Here is a 16,972-nt window from a genome sequence, read left to right on the forward strand (position 1 = left end):
ATGAACGATTTATATACCTACGTCCTTGCTTCATTCACCCCAACAGATCAAGCCGACATTGAAGCGGATTTAATCCTGAATGATGAACCTATGAAACTCTTACAGGTCACTGGCATGGATGGCGACATTGCAGACGTTATCGAGGCAAGAAAGCAGCTCTTAAATGATGGAAATGCAAAGGATGTTTTGATTCTACATTTAGGCAGCCTTGCCACCTTGAATGATGCAATTTTGAAAGGGGTAGCAGCATGAAAGAGCTATTTTTTGAAATGTTTAAAGGACTACTTTTAGGCATGTGCTTTGTTTTGTTTTGCTTTGTTATTGCAACTCTAAGCCGTTCCGCTTATGCTGTAGACCTCTCAAATAGTCTTAGCGATTCCTCACATCGTAAAAGTGATTTTTTTGTGCCTAAGTTTTGCAAAGCCTCTCAAGCTGTGCAGAAAACAAGCGCAAGCGTTACAGCTACGCCAACAAGGCTGCAATCCATCTATGATGGGATGACATCACAAAATAAGTCAGCAATGGCGAATATGTGGGGCGAGTCTAAGACCTCGAGAGTGAATCCCATCACCAGTTTTATATTGGTGAAACTTCTCAAAACTCAAACTGTCTTAGGAGGCAATCATGCCTAATCAAATCAATAAAACCGCTCAAAACTTTTTAGAAAATTCTCAAGTGATTATTGAATCACTGCAAGGTACATTGCTTCGCTTATATGTGAGCTATGACCAACACGACATATCCGATAACAAAGCAAAGGCGATGCTTGAAGTATGCGAAACGCTGGCAAGTGCTGCTTTAGAAGATATTGAAAGTGCGAGCGCAAAAACAATCCTGGACATCTCAATGATTGTTAATCTTGCTACTGGCATCTTATACACGCTTGAAGAACTGGCGCATTTAAACCTAGCAAAAGGGCATACAGCAGCAGCTATAAATGGATTAACCCTAGCTTGTAGCACATTAAATGAATTGCTAGAAACTGCGGTGGATTATGTGATGAAAGGGGGTAGCCACAATGCTTGATTATGACCACCCCAAAGAACTAATAACACCCGATGCCATTTTAAACGAATGCACACAGCTTGTATCGTTTAATGATGCTTATTCATCACATCCATTAATACAGCGTTTTGGCAGTCCTGAGCAGCCGATTTATATTGATGATGGCAATGTGGATATAAACGGCGTTACCTATGCACAGCCTTTAATTATGCCTATCTATGATGGGCAAATGGAGCTTGTTCAATGTGCAGTCATGCAGGATGGGCAGCGTGTGGCCGTCATACCTGATGGACTGGCTAAAGGTTTTGCAAGGTATGGTGATTTTGACCATGCCCAGCCAGTAATCATTACTTATGGACTGGAGGCTTTCTTTAAGGTCGCACAGACTGGCTACGCCGTTGTATTGGTGCTACTGCCCACCCTATGCAGCAGCCATAAAACAGAACTCAAGCCGTATGATTTTGAACAAATACAGTTCGTTATTAACCAGTTATCACAGGCAGGTTATAAGCAGCTTTATTTGCCAGTCAGAATTGAACAAATGCACCTTGAGCCATTTAAAAAGCTGGAGCAGAACACGGCTGTTAGGCTGCTATGCCAGTATTTAAGAATCGGTGTAAATCAGTTCGAGATTGGATTAAGTCAGGATGAAAGCGTAAGTGAGGTACTGGCGTTTATTGAGGAAGCTATTGAGCTATTAAGTAAGCCTACCGATTGGGGTGATTTATTGCCGTTATCTCAATCAGAAACCGTTTTAAATCCTTATCCGATACATGCACTGCCACCACTGGCACAGGAGGCAGTAAGGGCTATTTCTGAGCATGTGCAATCACCGATTGCAATGACGGCCCAATGTGTCATTGGTGCAATGTCACATATTGCACAGGCCCGCGTTAATGCTCCCCATCCATTTAATACACAAGGCGAACCATGCAGCTTGTTTCTACTGACCGAGGGCCAAAGCGGAAGCCGTAAGAGTACAAGCCGAAACCTAGCGGATCAGGCCATCATTAGGCATGAGCGTAAACAGTACGAGGCATACAGACAAGAACTAGAGCAGTGGAAAAGCGGTCAAGCTGGGCTACCTAAAAAAGACCGTGAGGCATACTGTGCAGAGAATCCACCACCGAATGACCCTAGCACCCTATACAGCGATATAACCCTTGAATCTATTGCAGGGCTTTTCATTGACGGCGTTTTAAATAATGCCTCTATTGCCAGTGATGAGGCAGGGCAATTTTTTGGCGGTCATAGCATGAAAGCCGATACACGCAACCAAGCACTAGGAGGCTATGCAAAGTTATTTGATGATGGTTTTGTGGAGCGTACCCGATCTAAGTCGAACTTAAATGGCAGTGGCCGAGCTTATGACGTTCGATTGACGTTTAATTTGCAGGGACAGCACGAAGTTCTAGCAGAAGCATTAAAAGACCCAGTGTTAAGGGGACAAGGTTTTTTGCCTAGATTCATTCTAACCATTCCCGAAAACCTAGCAGGCACACGCCTACAAGATGCAATCTATCGAAATAAGAATGCAAGCACTGACCATAGGCTTATAGCCTACTGGACGCGATGCGAATATCTACTTGATGACTGCCCTCAAGTGAAAGCCGAGCATGAATTGCATAATGGGCGATATGTTCTGCCTATGAATGAAGAAGCAAAGGAAATAGATGCAGCGTTCTACAATATGTTTGAAGAATTACAGGGCAAAGGGAAACGCTACGAATACCTACAAGCGTTCGCTAGTCGTGCCAGTCAATTAGCACGCCGTCTAGCTACTGTGTTCGCTTATTTTGAGGGCTTACAGTGGATTGATGCCAAAACCCTAAAGGGAGCTTGTGAGGTTGTTAAACATTCATTAAATGAGTGGGCGATGTATGCAGAAATTGAGGTTAAAGCGGAAAGTGATGCTGAAAAGTTGATTAAGTGGATTGCCAAAAAGTGCAATGACCAAAAGACCGACCGCATAGCGTACTCAAATGTTCAAACTTCATGCCCTAGACCCATGCAAAAGAATAAAAACCTTTTGGAAATGATTATTCAGCAACTAGAAGATTCACACTATATCAAGATCGAATCTATAGGGCGCACAAGGTACGTTGTAATTCACCCTTTTTTAGTAGAATCGTGACTAAGTGACTAAATGGGCCTGAAAGCCTTACAGCACAAGGCTTTTCACTTAGCAGTCATGGTTTGACTAAGTGACTAAGTGACTAAATGGAATTAATCATTTAATTTTTTAGTTTAGTCATTTAGTCATAGCGGTTTTAGGTGACTGCTAAACAGAGAGCCTTATATATCAATAGTTACAGGGCTATTTAGTCATTTAGTCAGACTTTTGAAGAAAAATATATAAATTGAGAATTGAACAATGCCAAACGTAAACAAAGCAACTGTGATGGGTGTATTAGGCCGTGACCCTGAAACTAAACAATTTCCCAACGGTGGCAGCATTACTACATTCAGCGTTGCAACTACTGAGTTTTGGAAAGACAAGACCACTGGAGAGCGCAAAGAGGCTACAGAATGGCACAGAATCACCACCAGCAACCGATTAGCTGAGATTGCTAGTAAGTACCTCAAGAAAGGCGGAAAGGTTTATATTGAGGGCTCACTACGCACAAGGAAGTGGAAAGACAGTAAAGGAGCGGATCGGGAAGTGACAGAGATTCGAGCCGATGAGCTGCAATTGCTTTAACCGAAGCTCCCTAAATATGGGGAGCTTTTTTTATAGGTGGGAAGTTGGTAGCGGATCGGCTGCTAGTGCTGGGGGGCTTGGTTATCTTCAATCGAATGAATAAACCTAGATCGCTCTAAATCGCACCAGCAAAAAAAATCTCATTTCAGCAGAAAGTTAAAATTAAGTTAAAGCAGATACAATCAATATTCTAATTTAAAAGCCTAAATCATTAAGCAAATACAGGGTGTCTTATGTCGAAAGGTAGCGTGGAAAACTACAGCTTTGTAAGCGTCAAACAACTCAACCCAGCAAAGTTATGCAGTCCTGATTATCTACGCAACAATAAACAATTCATTATCAGCATAAGCAGCAACTACGGTAATTTTGACTTAGACCTAACCCATACACCTTGCAACTATGGCGGTGTAAGATTTTGGCTTTTATGCTCATGCGGTAAACGATGCACCAAACTGTATTTAAAGCGCGGTGCATACGCTTGCAGACAATGCCAGCAACTCAACTATATGTCACAACAATGGAATAAGTCAGATATACCGCTACTACGCGTCAGACGGCTACGGAATCGCTTGGAATGGCCGCAAGACCTTCGAGCTTGGCCTATCTATCAAAAGCCGAAAAACATGCACTGGCGCACATTCTCAGCACTTGTAAGGGAACTAGAAGAAAGAGAACAAGAGCGGCTGCAAATGTTTATTGTTTATTTGAAAGGTATGGGTATTTGGTGAATGTAACGGTGTAACCTTAGGATTACTTAGGATTTACACAGTAGCCCAAGCCTTATCATTTATTAACAGTAGGACTAGCGCAATCTTGCATTTCGCAACAACTACGCGCGCGCACGCGAGGGAGCGAGTTAAAGTGTGGTTTTGACCTTTAAAATCCCAATAGAGTTACAGTGTGATTATTGGAGCGGTTCACTGCTACAAATGGCCTCAACATAGAATAACCCCCCACCATCTAAAATCCTCAACTTCGGCAATGCACACGCGCCTGGATGCACGTATCTGCAATCAAAAGTATTCCGTGATTTTTACTTCATTGTAGGACAGCGCAAAATTGCGTTCAGTGGGGCATCTCTTAACTACCTTTAAAATGTAGTAGCGGATCAGGAACATTCACCCCACTGGGGGATATGCTCAAATTTGAGCGCATCTAAACAACCTAGCTACTTAATCAGCCACTTGGACGGCTAACTTAATTCGACATTTGAAATGCGGATTTAAAATCTGAAATTCTACTGACTAGCTCAAAGATAGTTAGTGAGTAGCTTAAAGATACTCACAAAGGATAGGATTCTAAATCTGATCCTACCTGAGCCACTAAATAGAGGAGCAGCTTAAATACTCTATTTCGCTCCATCAAAAAAGAGGAGGCGAACAAAATAATTTATTGTTCAAAATAGGGGGTACAGAACACGATTGGAGGTTAAATGGGAGGTTAAATATTTTGACCTTATAAAATATTATAATTAAAACAATAAGTTATTATCTTTATATATCGCAATCATATGGCGATTTACTAAATCTTCGGTCTATAAAAAAATCCCGCTTTCGAGCGGGATTTTTTTATGACATTTGGATTAAGTTTATTTAATCCATCCCATTCGAATAAAAGGCTTAAACAGGAATTGATGAATACTGAAAATAAAGCTCATGATTTTATTCTCATATTTCCACCAGAGCGGTAAGCCGGCAAGATTGACTGCTAAAGCAATCAGGAATGCTCCCACCATATCAATCGGAAAATGTACACCCACATAAACCCGTGACCAGGCTACCAGCCAAGCAGTCCAGAGCAGGATTCGTCCCAAATCACGTTGTGCTGAGAAATAATAGGCAAAGGCAATCCCGCTAAAAATACTCATGTGATTGCTTGGGAATGAACCTGTAGGTGCGTGCTCAATCAGGGTTTGACCAACCTCCATGACAAAAGGGCGGGGTGTGTTTAGAACGGCAGATAATACCTCGCTAATCGACAAGGTGATTGCTGTGAAGATCGCAGCTTTAATAATCCCTGTTTTGATTTCACGACTGCCACGCAGCCAGGTAATAGCAAAAATCAGCAGGAATACATACACCAGATCATGCGCTATCAGACTGGCATAGTTAATCATCCAGATCGAGGCTTGGTCAGGTACATTGAGAAGATGAAACAGATACAGGTTTAGTTGATCGAGTAACATGAGGAGAGAGGGCTGACACAAATGTCCGTTACTCTAAACCGATCAAAGCTCAATTCATATCTGAGTTTGTATGAATTTGTAGCATCGATTTTTCACAGAATATTCAAGTGATAAAAAACCACCCAAAAGGGTGGTTTTTAAACATCTGAATAATTTTATTAAGACTTATTTAAACTGAATAGAACCATTGGCATTGACGGTCATTTTGGATTCACCCGCTGCCATTTCCTGTTCTGGAACTGCTTCGGCATAAGCAGATTTGGCCATCGCCATGCGTGGCACAGGTGGATAGCCCGAATTATTGGTGTTGATATTCAGATTCACCAGTTGATAGCCCGGTTTGTTCCAAGCTTGAGCCAGACTTTGCGCACGTTGCTGGAAGTTTTTCGAAGCTTCAAGCATCAGCTCGTTTTCTACTTTCTTGCGTTTTGCTTCAGATACTGTGAAGTTAATCGATTCAGTCTGGAAGTTTTGCTGTAGCTCAGCAATCAGTTGCGAGGCGGCTTTAAAGTCAGTCGATTCAATCCGTACCTGCGCACGAGCACGCCATTCTCTTAACTTGCGGTTGTCGTTGTCATAGACTGGATAGGTATGCTGTGAACCGGTTTCAATTTTTACCGTAGGATATTTTTTAGCAGTATTAATGGCCTGCGTCATCAACTGGTTGATTTGTGCTGCCAGCTCAGCCGGCTGTTTATTAGATTTTTCAACAAATAAATTGGCATTCATCAGGTCATTGGAAATATCGCGGCTGGCTTCTGCCGAGATATTCACCACATTATAATTCAAGGTTTCTTCAGGAGCTGCGAAAGCGGCAGAAGATAATGCGCCGAGCAAAGCAAGCGCTGAAAAAGAAGAAAGACGCATTTTGTTGTCCTGTTTTAGTGGAATTGTTGGCCTTGTGCTGATCATAAAATACTAAGGTGGAAATGTGTTGATATTCCGAAATTATTGTCGTTGGATTGTTAAAAATATATTTTATTTATTATAGGTATATAGAAACTAAATGTGATAAAAATTATATACTTATTGAGATAATTGTTTGATAATTACACTGTTGTATTCATGACAACAAAATTGCATAAAATGTTTAGGGTTCCTTGTCATTGCCATGCATAAAGTTGATAATTTAGACAGCAACATTTTTTGATATATTTTTTCAATAACAGCCGAGGCAAATTGATACTAAAAGTTGTTTATTTTCCTGAAAAAAACTGTATCATCCGCCTCTCCTAGTTACTGAATAGAAAATTGTCTAACTAGATTATATAAAGCACCGAGTCAAACGACCGCAAGTCACCAGACTTATTTCTTTCAACCCATATCAGAGATGGTAATTCGATATGAGCGTTTCTTCTGTAAATCCTGCCACCAATTCCACAAACGAATACTACTTGACTCGCCAAAGTCAGATGGAATCGAATGTGCGTAGTTATCCACGTAAATTACCGTTAGCGATAGCGAAAGCACAAGGTTGCTGGGTTACCGATGTTGAAGGTACGGAGTACCTTGATTGTTTAGCTGGGGCAGGGACATTGGCATTAGGCCATAATCACCCTGCGGTCATTCAAAGTATCCAGGACACACTTGCAAGCGGTCTTCCATTGCATACGCTGGATCTCACAACTCCTTTAAAAGATGCTTTTACTGAAGCACTTCTGGCTTACCTGCCAGGTGGCAAAGAAGAATATTGCTTACAGTTCTGTGGTCCATCTGGTGCAGATGCGACTGAAGCAGCGATTAAACTTGCCAAAACCTTTACTGGCCGTAGTTCAGTGATCAGCTTCTCTGGTGGCTATCACGGTATGACTCACGGTTCTTTGGCAATGACAGGTAACCTGTCTGCGAAGAACTCGGTGAATGGTTTAATGCCAGGCGTTCAATTCATGCCATATCCGCATGAATACCGTTGCCCATTGGGTCTAGGCGGTGAAGCGGGCGTTGATGCTTTGACTTATTATTTCGAAAACTTCATTGAAGATGTCGAAAGCGGTGTAACCAAGCCAGCAGCTGTGATTCTTGAAGCGATTCAAGGTGAAGGTGGGGTGGTAACAGCACCTGTAAAATGGTTGCAGAAAATCCGTGAAGTGACTGAAAAACACAACATTGTGTTGATTCTTGACGAAGTTCAAGCAGGCTTTGCGCGTTCAGGCAAAATGTTCGCATTCGAACATGCTGGTATCGAACCTGATGTGGTTGTAATGTCTAAAGCCGTTGGCGGTAGCTTGCCACTTGCAGTACTGGGTATTAAACGTAAGTTCGATGCATGGCAACCTGCTGGCCATACCGGTACTTTCCGTGGTAACCAGCTGGCAATGGGTACAGGTCTTGCGACGCTACAAACCATTAAAGAACAAAATCTTGCGCAAAATGCACAAGAACGTGGTGATTTCCTGCAAGCTGAACTGAAAAAACTGGCGGCTGAATTCCCATGTATTGGTAACGTACGTGGTCGCGGTCTGATGATCGGTGTTGAAATCGTCGACGAGCGTAAACCAGCAGACCATATGGGTTCTTTCCCTGCTGATGGCCAATTGGCTGCAGCAATTCAAACCGCTTGTTTCAACAACAAACTGTTGCTGGAAAAAGGTGGTCGTAACGGTACAGTGATCCGTTTACTTTGCCCATTGATCATCACTCAGGCTGAGTGTGAAGAAGTTCTGGTTCGCTTCAAGAAAGCGGTTGCTGAAGCTCTAGTCGCAGTTCGAGGCGCATAATTCATGGTAGATTTTGCAGAACACCGTAAAGCGTTACTCTGCAATGATGCTGCATCTATCGCTGACTATGAGTCGGCGATGGATCAGGCGACCAAAGCGGTTGCAGCATGGTTGCAAAACGACAAGATGTATACTGGCGGTAGCATCAAGGAATTGCGTAGCGCAATTGCTTTCAATCCTTCTAAAGAAGGTCTGGGCGTACAAAAGTCTTTAGAGCGTATGGTTGAGCTATTCCTCAACAAGAGCTTGAAAGTACATCACCCGCATTCTTTAGCGCATTTGCATTGCCCAACGATGGTCACTAGCCAGATCGCGGAAGTGTTGATTAATGCCACTAACCAGTCAATGGACTCTTGGGATCAAAGCCCAGCGGGTTCTTTGATGGAAGTGCAGCTAATTGACTGGCTACGTCAGAAAGTTGGCTATGGTTCAGGTCAGGCGGGTGTATTCACTTCTGGTGGTACACAATCCAACCTGATGGGCGTATTGCTGGCGCGTGATGCCTGTATCGCAAAAAACTGGAAAGACGAAAACGGTAATCCGTGGTCTGTTCAACGTGATGGTATCCCAGCGGATGCAATGCGTAACGTTAAAGTCATCTGTTCTGAAAATGCACACTTCTCTGTGCAAAAGAATATGGCGATGATGGGCATGGGCTTCCAGTCTGTCGTGACTGTTCCTGTTAACGAAAATGCTCAGATGGATGTTGATGCTCTGGAAAAAACCATGGCGCATCTTCAGTCTGAAGGTAAAATCGTGGCATGTGTGGTGGCAACTGCGGGTACAACGGATGCGGGTGCAATTGATCCACTGAAACAGATTCGTGAAATCACCAATAAATATGGTGCGTGGATGCACATCGACGCAGCATGGGGTGGTGCACTGATTCTGTCTAATGACTATCGTTCTATGCTGGATGGCATCGAGCTGTCTGATTCTGTGACACTGGATTTCCATAAGCATTACTTCCAGACGATTTCATGTGGTGCGTTCTTGCTGAAAGATGAAGCGAACTATCGTTTCATGCACTACGAAGCAGAATATCTGAACTCTGCTTATGACGAAGAGCACGGTGTACCTAACCTGGTGTCGAAGTCGCTACAAACCACTCGTCGTTTCGACGCGTTGAAATTGTGGATGACTGTAGAAGCGTTGGGTGAAGAGCTTTATGGTTCGATGATCGACCATGGCGTGAAATTGACTCGTGAAGTCGCAGATTACATCAAGGCAACTGATGGTCTGGAACTTCTGGTTGAGCCACAATTTGCATCGGTATTGTTCCGTGTGGTTCCAGCAGGCTATCCAGCTGAGTTTGTCGATGCCTTAAATCAGAACGTCGCGGATGAACTGTTTGCGCGTGGTGAAGCGAACATTGGTGTCACTAAAGTCGGTCAGGTTCAATCTCTGAAAATGACGACTTTAAGCCCGGTTGCAACGCTTGAAAACGTGAAGAACCTGTTGGCACTTGTGCTTGCAGAAGCGGACCGTATCAAAGATTCAATTGCTGATGGTACTTATACACCGCCAATCGCATAAGCGGTTGCAGGTGAAAAAAGGAGATCTAGATGATCTCCTTTTTTATTGGGTTTTGATCCATATATAGATCATCAGCTTCAAGGTGATTAAGCTGCAAATAAAGGATTAAAGCCTTTTTTCCTTAACAGTTTACGGTACATACTGGAGCTGCGATCTGCCGGGAAATGTGCTTCCAGAGATAAGTCTAGCGGTAAAAACTCAGGCTTCTGATTTTCGACAATCAGACGATCTTCTTCAAAAATCTTCAGATTAAAATCATAGGCTTCTTCGACAGGTAAGTCTTTATCATAATTACGACAGATGGGAGCAAACAGTCGGGTCTGACGGGCGGTCATCGGTGAGGCAGCATTCATAATCACCTGTTTGGCATCATTAGGGAAATGGATGGTCAGGGTTGCGGTAAAGGGCAGACTAATTTCAAAATGCCGTAGCCATTTAAAATCTTCCTGACCACGCTGATCTAACCCAATCGGATAACGGCCGACACTGCTGATATAGTCAGCACTGAAACCATATTGAGTTTCTGTTGTAGTGTAATTCGGGACTTCAACATCATTCGGATCACCGAAGGTATCCGGATGTACCCAGGCAAAATGGGCGACATCAATAAAGCCTTCTAGCTGTCTGCCAGCAAAACATTTGATGTCGACTTGTGGGCAAACCAGTTGCTGATAATCTGCATCATTCCAATAAGGCATCACTGGAATATTCGGTTCAGCATCTTTGTCAGCTGTCAGTGAACACCAGATCAGACCATAACGTTCAACCGCGGCATAGGTCCGTAAATGAAAACGATCTGAAATTTTATGCTGTGGATGGGCAGGGATACGGTTGCATTTACCTTGTGTACCAAAACGCAAGCCATGATAAGGACAGACGATGCCTTGACCATCATTTTTTCCCAAACTTAAAGGCACACCACGATGTGGACAGGCATCTTTGGCCACGATCAGTTGATCCTGCATCTTGTAAATGACCAGTGGCATATCTAACAACATTGTCCCTAGCGGCTGTTCAGAGACATCACGGGCTAAGGCCACTGGATACCAATATTGAGCCAGGAGATGCCAGTCATGTTCTTCAAATGTCATGTGAATCGGTAAATCGGGATTGAAAACTGGAATGGTTGTGCTATTCATGACGCTATCACTGTGATTCTTTATTTCCAATATAGGCCAATGTGATGTTCTACGAAATTTCAAAGATCAGGACATCCTGTTGCATAAATTCGAACAGGATGTAAGGAAGAATGAGCTATAGGCAAAAAATTAAAGGAAGCAATATTTAAAGTTCCAAAAAAGCATCCCGAAAGATGATTCTTCTATTTTCCATGCACAAAATGTGCATTCAGGACTTTATGCCTAATGTGATATGCAAGCTCCATTCAGACAAAATCAGCTAATGTCAGGGAACAACAAAAATATCTGATTCAGGATGAAGAGATGACTAATTTGCATGTATCCCAACCCGTTGGCTGTATTATTCAAGGAAAAATGGTACAAGGCGCTGCCGAAAGTTTTGTGGTGATTAATCCTGCTGATGAGCAGGTATTGGCCCTATGTTCCTCTCCCTCGGAAGCACAAATTGAAGATATCATCCGTAGTGCCGAGCAGGCATTTCAACACTGGAAAAATACGGATGATGCAACGCGACAGGCAATCCTGCATCGTATTGCAGATCGTATTGAAGAACACCGAGAAGAATTAGCGCGTTTAGTGGTGCAGGAGCAGGGCAAACCCTATGCACTGGCTGAATTTGAAGTCGGTGGGGCCATTGCCTGGACCCGCTATCAGGCAGAACTCAAGATTGAAACTGAAATCTTACAGGATGATGCCAACAAGCGGATCGAACTTCATCATCGGCCTTTAGGGGTCGTGGCATCGGTTACCCCATGGAACTGGCCTTTAATGATTGCTGTCTGGCATATCATGCCGGCAATTCGCGCTGGCAACGTGGTGATCAATAAACCTTCAGAATTTACCCCATTGTCGACACTTCGACTCGGTGAGCTGATTCAGCAAGAGGTTGCACCTGGAGTGGTCTCTATACTTACAGGAGGCGGAGAAGTTGGGGCTAAGCTGACCAGTCACCCTGCAATTGCCAAAGTGGTATTTACCGGTTCAACTGCGACTGGGCAAAGAATCATGCAAAATGCAGCCGCGACTTTCAAACATCTGACACTGGAACTTGGTGGCAATGATGCAGGCATTGTTTTGCCAGATACCGATATCCAGGCAATGGCAACCCGAATCTTTAATGGAGCTTTTATCAACATGGGCCAGACCTGTGCAGCGTTGAAACGGCTGTATGTGCATGACAGTCAGTATGATGCACTGGCACAGGAATTAGTAAAAGTCGCACAGCAACAATCTCTGGGAGATGGTTTAGCCGAGACGACTACTTTTGGCCCAGTGCAAAACATCAAGCAATACCAAAAAGTTCAGACCATGATTCAGGAAGCTCAGGATGAAGGTGCAATAGTCATGACATCTGGTCAGAATCTACCGGATACAGGCTATTTTATTGCACCAACAATTGTGACCAATGTAAGCCCAGATAGCCGTCTGGTGCAGGAAGAGCAGTTTGGTCCGGTGTTACCTTTGATTCGTTATCACGATATTGAAGAAGTACTGACTGAAGCCAACAATACGGATTTTGGCTTAGGTGGTTCGATCTGGTCATCCAATCTGGAGCAGGCGCAGCAGTTTGCTCAACGACTGAGTTGTGGTACGGCGTGGATCAATACGCATGGTGAGATTTTCCCGCATGTACCTTTTGGTGGATGGAAACATTCGGGCATCGGTGCACAGTTTGGACTGAGTGGCCTGCTCGAAAATACGATTCAACAGGTTGTTCATATCAATAAAAATTAAATCAAAAAAAGCTCAAGTTTAACTTGAGCTTTTTTCTTTTACTTAAAATATATCAACGTAATAAAGGGCGGGCAGCCTGAAAATCAAAATGTAATTGCTTGAATTTATTTAAGACAATATAAGATTTGATATGGCCGATAAAATTACAGCTTAGTAATTTTTCAGTCACAAAATTTGCCAGCATTTCCAGATTTTTAGCGCCTACTTTTAACATGAAATCTGCATCACCACTTAAAGAAAAAGCTTCCTGAATAGCTTCTTCTTCTTCAATCAATTGTTGAAAAGCGATCTTCGCTGCTGCGTCATGTGTTTTGAGATTGACCTGAACCATAGCCAAAACTGCAATTCCCAAAGCTTCAGGATGAATGCAGGCGCTATAACCCAAAATAATTCCTTTTTGCTCTAGCAGCTGACGCCGTCTAGAACATTGAGAGGCTGACAAACCGATTAAATCTCCGATTTCCTGATTCGTCAGGCGCCCATTTTTTTGCAAAGCCTGGATGATTTTCCAGTCAAATTTATCCATTGCATCCATTGCATTGAATCCTTATCCGATACACGTTTTATGTGTTTTTGAATCATTGTGACTTGCATTATGCACGAAATCAGAAAATGAAATGCAATATTCTGTAATTGAAGCATAATAAGTGATAGGGAAAATAATAATGTTTATGGAAATTGGTCAGTACCTTAATCAGCGCCTGCAAGAGCTAGGAATTCAGCATATTTTTGGTGTGCCAGGCGACTTTAATCTCTCCTATTTAGAACAGATCGAAATTGATCCAAAACTGGAATTTATTGGTAACTGTAATGAGCTAAATGCAGCTTATGCAGCAGATGGTTATGCACGTCTGCATGGTGTCGGCGCTTTACTCACCACTTATGGTGTTGGTGACTTAAGCGCGATTAACGGCATTGCAGGTGCATATGCCGAGCAGGTTGCCATGGTGCATATTTCCGGTATTCCGCCTTTGCATGCCGTAGAGCAGGGCGCTTTGTTACACCATACCCTGATTGATGGCGATTATGACAATATCATGAATTGTATGCGCGAATTTACTGTGGCACAAACGCGTTTGACTCCAGCCAATGCAGTGAGTGAAATTGACCGGGTATTAAAGCAATGTATATTGATGCGTCGACCGGTTCATATTCAGCTTCCATCGGATATTACCCATCTTCAGATTAAAGCACCTAAGCAGCCTCTGGATCTGAGCCGTCCACAGAGTGATCCAAAACTTCTGCAAGAAACTGCGGCACGGATAGCCAAACGCATCAAACAGGCACGTCAGCCAGTCCTGCTCATTGACAATGAAGCAGAAATTTTCCAGCTTACCGATATGCTGCAAAATTGGGCTGAGCGCATGCAGATTCCCTATACCTGTCTGTCTACTGCCAAAAATATCATGAATGAAAGTCACCCCTTATATGCGGGCGTTTATGCAGGTGCAGCAAGCGCAGCATCGACTTGTCAGCTGGTGGAACAGTCGGATTGCCTGATCGCTATTGGGCCACGTTTTACCGATGTTGCCACCGCATTTTTCTCACATCGTGTATCCGTACAAAATATGTTGTATCTGGCGGATTCCTGTCTTTGTCTGGATGGGCAGATGATCAGTGGACTGGATTTAGCTCAGTTGATCCAAGCTATCTCAAAACAGACTTTAGATGATCAACCACGTACTTTTAATCCTGCACCGAAACCATCGTTACAAACTCAACAGATCGAAGAAAATACTGCGCTGAGCCAAACTGCACTCTGGCAGCAGATTTCTGAATTCTTACAGGAAGATGATGTGATTGTGGCAGAAGTGGGCACCGCCAATGCGGGGTTGTCTGGACTAACCTTGCCAGTGACCGCCAAGTATCTGGTACAACCGATCTGGGGTTCAATCGGCTATACCTTGCCTGCCTTGCTTGGCAGTATGCTTGCTGCACCACAGCGCCGTCATCTGCTGTTTATTGGTGATGGTTCGATTCAGCTGACCATTCAGGAGCTTTCTACCTTATTAAGAGAAGGCTTAAAACCCGTAATTTTTATTTTAAATAATGGCGGCTATACCATTGAACGTTTGATCATGGGTGAAAATGCCAAGTACAACGATATTCAGAACTGGCAATACAGCCAGTTTGCTCAAGTCTTTTCTGCTGATACTCCGCATCAGGCTCATATAGTGAAAACCCCGGCAGAATTAAAGCGTACACTCGCACAAGTTCATCAGGCTGAGGAATTATGTCTGATTGAACTGCAACTCCCACGTATGGATGCACCACAACGTTTAAAACAGTTTGCTGAAGTCGTGGCACGCTATGACTATGGTGAATATGGTTATAAGCAGCTGGTTGAGCAGAATACACCTCCCTACAAAAAGGCAATCTAGCAAAATGTAGAAATTAAAAAAATTGTTCACAAGGAGTGACAATATGGATGTTGAAGATCATCAATTAAAAAAACAGCTTTCCAACCGGCATATTCAGCTAATCGCCTTAGGCGGAGCGATCGGTACAGGATTATTTTTAGGTTTATCACATACGATTCAGCTGGCAGGTCCATCAGTACTTTTAGGCTATGCCATTGCTGGCATCATTGCATTTCTGATCATGCGCCAATTGGGTGAGATGGTGGTGCATGAACCGGTTAGTGGTTCATTCAGTTATTTTGCTAATAAATACTGGGGCAAAAAAGCAGGCTTTATTTCAGGCTGGAACTATTGGGTGCTCTATGTCTTAGTCAGTATGGCTGAGTTGAGTGCAATTGGTACTTTTATTCAGTTCTGGTGGCCGGAGATTCCGACCTGGCTCACGGCACTGGCATTCTTCCTGCTTATGAATGGGATCAATCTGGTCAATGTCAAATTCTTCGGTGAGAGCGAATTTATATTTTCCATGGTCAAGATCATTGCCATTTTAAGCATGATCGGATTCGGGATCTATCTGCTTTTTAGCGGTTCTGCAGGAAGTCAGGCCAGTGTGACCAACTTGTGGCAGCATGGCGGATTTTTCCCTGAGGGCTGGTCGGGCTTTATGATGGCACTCGCTGTGATCATGTTCGCATTTGGTGGGCTGGAGCTGATTGGTATTGCCGCCAGTGAAACCAAAAATCCAGAAAAGACCATTCCAAAAGCAGTCAATCAAATTGTCTACCGTGTACTCATTTTTTATATTGGCGCCATAGGTGTGTTGCTATGTCTCTATCCATGGAATCTGGTGGCGCAAGGCGGTAGTCCGTTCGTAATGATTTTCCAGTCATTGAATAGTCACGGCGTGGCCAATGTTCTTAATTTTGTAGTCTTGGTCGCTGCACTTTCAGTCTATAACAGTTGTATTTACTGTAATACCCGCATGTTGTTGGGTCTGGCTCAGCAGGGTAATGCACCGGCATTCTTAAAGAAAATTAACCGCCGTGGTATCCCGGTAAATGCTGTTCTATTCTCGGCAGCAGTCTCCGGTATCTGTGTATTAATGAATTACCTCATGCCGGGTGAAGCTTTTGGTATTCTGATGCTACTGGTGGTTTCAGCTCTGGTGATTAACTGGCTGATGATTTCACTGACCCATCTGAAATTCAGAAAAGCCATGCAGGAACAGCAGCAGACGACCGCATTCCCAAGTCTGTTTGGCCGCTGGAGTAATTACCTGACGATTTCATTTATCATCATGATTTTAATGATCATGAGCTTTACCAAAGAAATGCAGATTGCTGTTGCATTGGTGCCGGTCTGGTTGCTGTTTTTGACGGTGATGTATGTGATGAAATATCGCAGGAAACCGGTACTCTTGCCTGAATCTACTGAACCCACCACTTAAATAAAAAGGCCCTGAACAGGGTAATGCCAGTCAGTTAAGAGATTGACTGGCTTTTTCTTGGGTATTTTTGAGGTTTTCCTTTTACAACCCTTGGATAACTCCTCACTCTTCTCTCAGGTATAACATACCGATTAGATTTCTCCATTAA

At 43.3% G+C, this 16,972-nt stretch carries 14 protein-coding genes and 1 pseudogene; 11 read left to right on the forward strand and 4 right to left on the reverse strand.

Translation table 11 applies throughout. The features are described 5' to 3' along the window. The 6 genes and pseudogenes from FTV13_RS02340 (at position 1) to FTV13_RS02365 (ending at position 4,434) form a co-directional block, all read left to right on the forward strand. Entirely contained in the window at positions 1-252 is a 252-nt protein-coding gene (locus FTV13_RS02340; RefSeq protein WP_180010835.1) for a hypothetical protein, read from the forward strand. Further along, entirely contained in the window at positions 249-632 is a 384-nt protein-coding gene (locus FTV13_RS02345) for a hypothetical protein (RefSeq protein ID WP_257218401.1), read from the forward strand. Before FTV13_RS02340 ends, FTV13_RS02345 begins: the two co-directional genes overlap by 4 nt. Further along, positions 625-1,026, forward strand: a complete 402-nt coding sequence (locus tag FTV13_RS02350; RefSeq protein WP_180010837.1) for a hypothetical protein — start codon at positions 625-627, stop codon at positions 1,024-1,026. The genes FTV13_RS02345 and FTV13_RS02350 overlap by 8 nt, the downstream gene beginning before the upstream one ends. Next, positions 1,019-3,139, forward strand: a complete 2,121-nt coding sequence (locus FTV13_RS02355; protein ID WP_180010840.1) for a DUF3987 domain-containing protein — start codon at positions 1,019-1,021, stop codon at positions 3,137-3,139. Before FTV13_RS02350 ends, FTV13_RS02355 begins: the two co-directional genes overlap by 8 nt. Positions 3,140-3,379: 240 nt before the next feature. Beyond that, positions 3,380-3,703, forward strand: a pseudogene (ssb, locus tag FTV13_RS02360) (single-stranded DNA-binding protein); the annotation flags it as partial. 236 nt (positions 3,704-3,939) lie between these two features. Then, positions 3,940-4,434 carry a hypothetical protein gene (locus tag FTV13_RS02365; protein WP_180010844.1) on the forward strand — a complete coding sequence of 165 codons (495 nt, stop codon included), beginning with the start codon at positions 3,940-3,942 and terminating at the stop codon, positions 4,432-4,434. Between the two features lie 860 nt (positions 4,435-5,294). On the opposite strand, the gene FTV13_RS02370 is transcribed toward FTV13_RS02365, so the two are convergent. Both FTV13_RS02370 and FTV13_RS02375 read right to left on the reverse strand, forming a co-directional pair. Next, positions 5,295-5,891: a phosphatase PAP2 family protein gene (locus tag FTV13_RS02370; protein WP_179992247.1), complete on the reverse strand. Its 597-nt coding sequence runs from the start codon at positions 5,889-5,891 to the stop codon at positions 5,295-5,297. A 165-nt stretch (positions 5,892-6,056) separates the two neighbouring features. Then, positions 6,057-6,758, reverse strand: coding sequence for an SIMPL domain-containing protein (locus FTV13_RS02375; RefSeq protein ID WP_034703657.1), 702 nt, complete (start codon positions 6,756-6,758; stop codon positions 6,057-6,059). Positions 6,759-7,234: 476 nt separating this feature from the next. Between FTV13_RS02375 and FTV13_RS02380 the strand changes: the two genes are divergently transcribed. Then, positions 7,235-8,608 carry a diaminobutyrate--2-oxoglutarate transaminase gene (locus FTV13_RS02380; RefSeq protein ID WP_159123116.1) on the forward strand — a complete coding sequence of 458 codons (1,374 nt, stop codon included), beginning with the start codon at positions 7,235-7,237 and terminating at the stop codon, positions 8,606-8,608. A 3-nt stretch (positions 8,609-8,611) separates the two neighbouring features. Further along, positions 8,612-10,144: an aspartate aminotransferase family protein gene (locus FTV13_RS02385; RefSeq protein WP_125278393.1), complete on the forward strand. Its 1,533-nt coding sequence runs from the start codon at positions 8,612-8,614 to the stop codon at positions 10,142-10,144. An 86-nt stretch (positions 10,145-10,230) separates the two neighbouring features. On the opposite strand, the gene FTV13_RS02390 is transcribed toward FTV13_RS02385, so the two are convergent. Then, positions 10,231-11,283 carry an aromatic ring-hydroxylating dioxygenase subunit alpha gene (locus tag FTV13_RS02390; RefSeq protein WP_179992248.1) on the reverse strand — a complete coding sequence of 351 codons (1,053 nt, stop codon included), beginning with the start codon at positions 11,281-11,283 and terminating at the stop codon, positions 10,231-10,233. Between the two features lie 303 nt (positions 11,284-11,586). Between FTV13_RS02390 and FTV13_RS02395 the strand changes: the two genes are divergently transcribed. Beyond that, positions 11,587-13,017 (forward strand): aldehyde dehydrogenase family protein, encoded by a 1,431-nt coding sequence (locus tag FTV13_RS02395; protein ID WP_180010846.1) that lies wholly within the window; start codon positions 11,587-11,589, stop codon positions 13,015-13,017. A 52-nt stretch (positions 13,018-13,069) separates the two neighbouring features. Here the strand turns inward: FTV13_RS02395 and FTV13_RS02400 are convergent, their stop codons facing one another. Next, the gene (locus FTV13_RS02400) at positions 13,070-13,543 is read right to left on the reverse strand and encodes an Lrp/AsnC family transcriptional regulator (RefSeq protein WP_034703664.1); all 474 of its coding nucleotides are present in this window, start codon (positions 13,541-13,543) and stop codon (positions 13,070-13,072) included. A 139-nt stretch (positions 13,544-13,682) separates the two neighbouring features. Between FTV13_RS02400 and FTV13_RS02405 the strand changes: the two genes are divergently transcribed. Together FTV13_RS02405 and FTV13_RS02410 are read left to right on the forward strand one after the other, a co-directional pair. Further along, the gene (locus tag FTV13_RS02405; RefSeq protein ID WP_179992250.1) at positions 13,683-15,398 is read left to right on the forward strand and encodes an alpha-keto acid decarboxylase family protein; all 1,716 of its coding nucleotides are present in this window, start codon (positions 13,683-13,685) and stop codon (positions 15,396-15,398) included. 43 nt (positions 15,399-15,441) lie between these two features. After that, entirely contained in the window at positions 15,442-16,824 is a 1,383-nt protein-coding gene (locus FTV13_RS02410; RefSeq protein ID WP_159123120.1) for an amino acid permease, read from the forward strand. Positions 16,825-16,972 lie beyond the last annotated feature (148 nt).

Source organism: Acinetobacter sp. YH12235, from assembly GCF_013417705.1.
Classification (GTDB): domain Bacteria; phylum Pseudomonadota; class Gammaproteobacteria; order Pseudomonadales; family Moraxellaceae; genus Acinetobacter.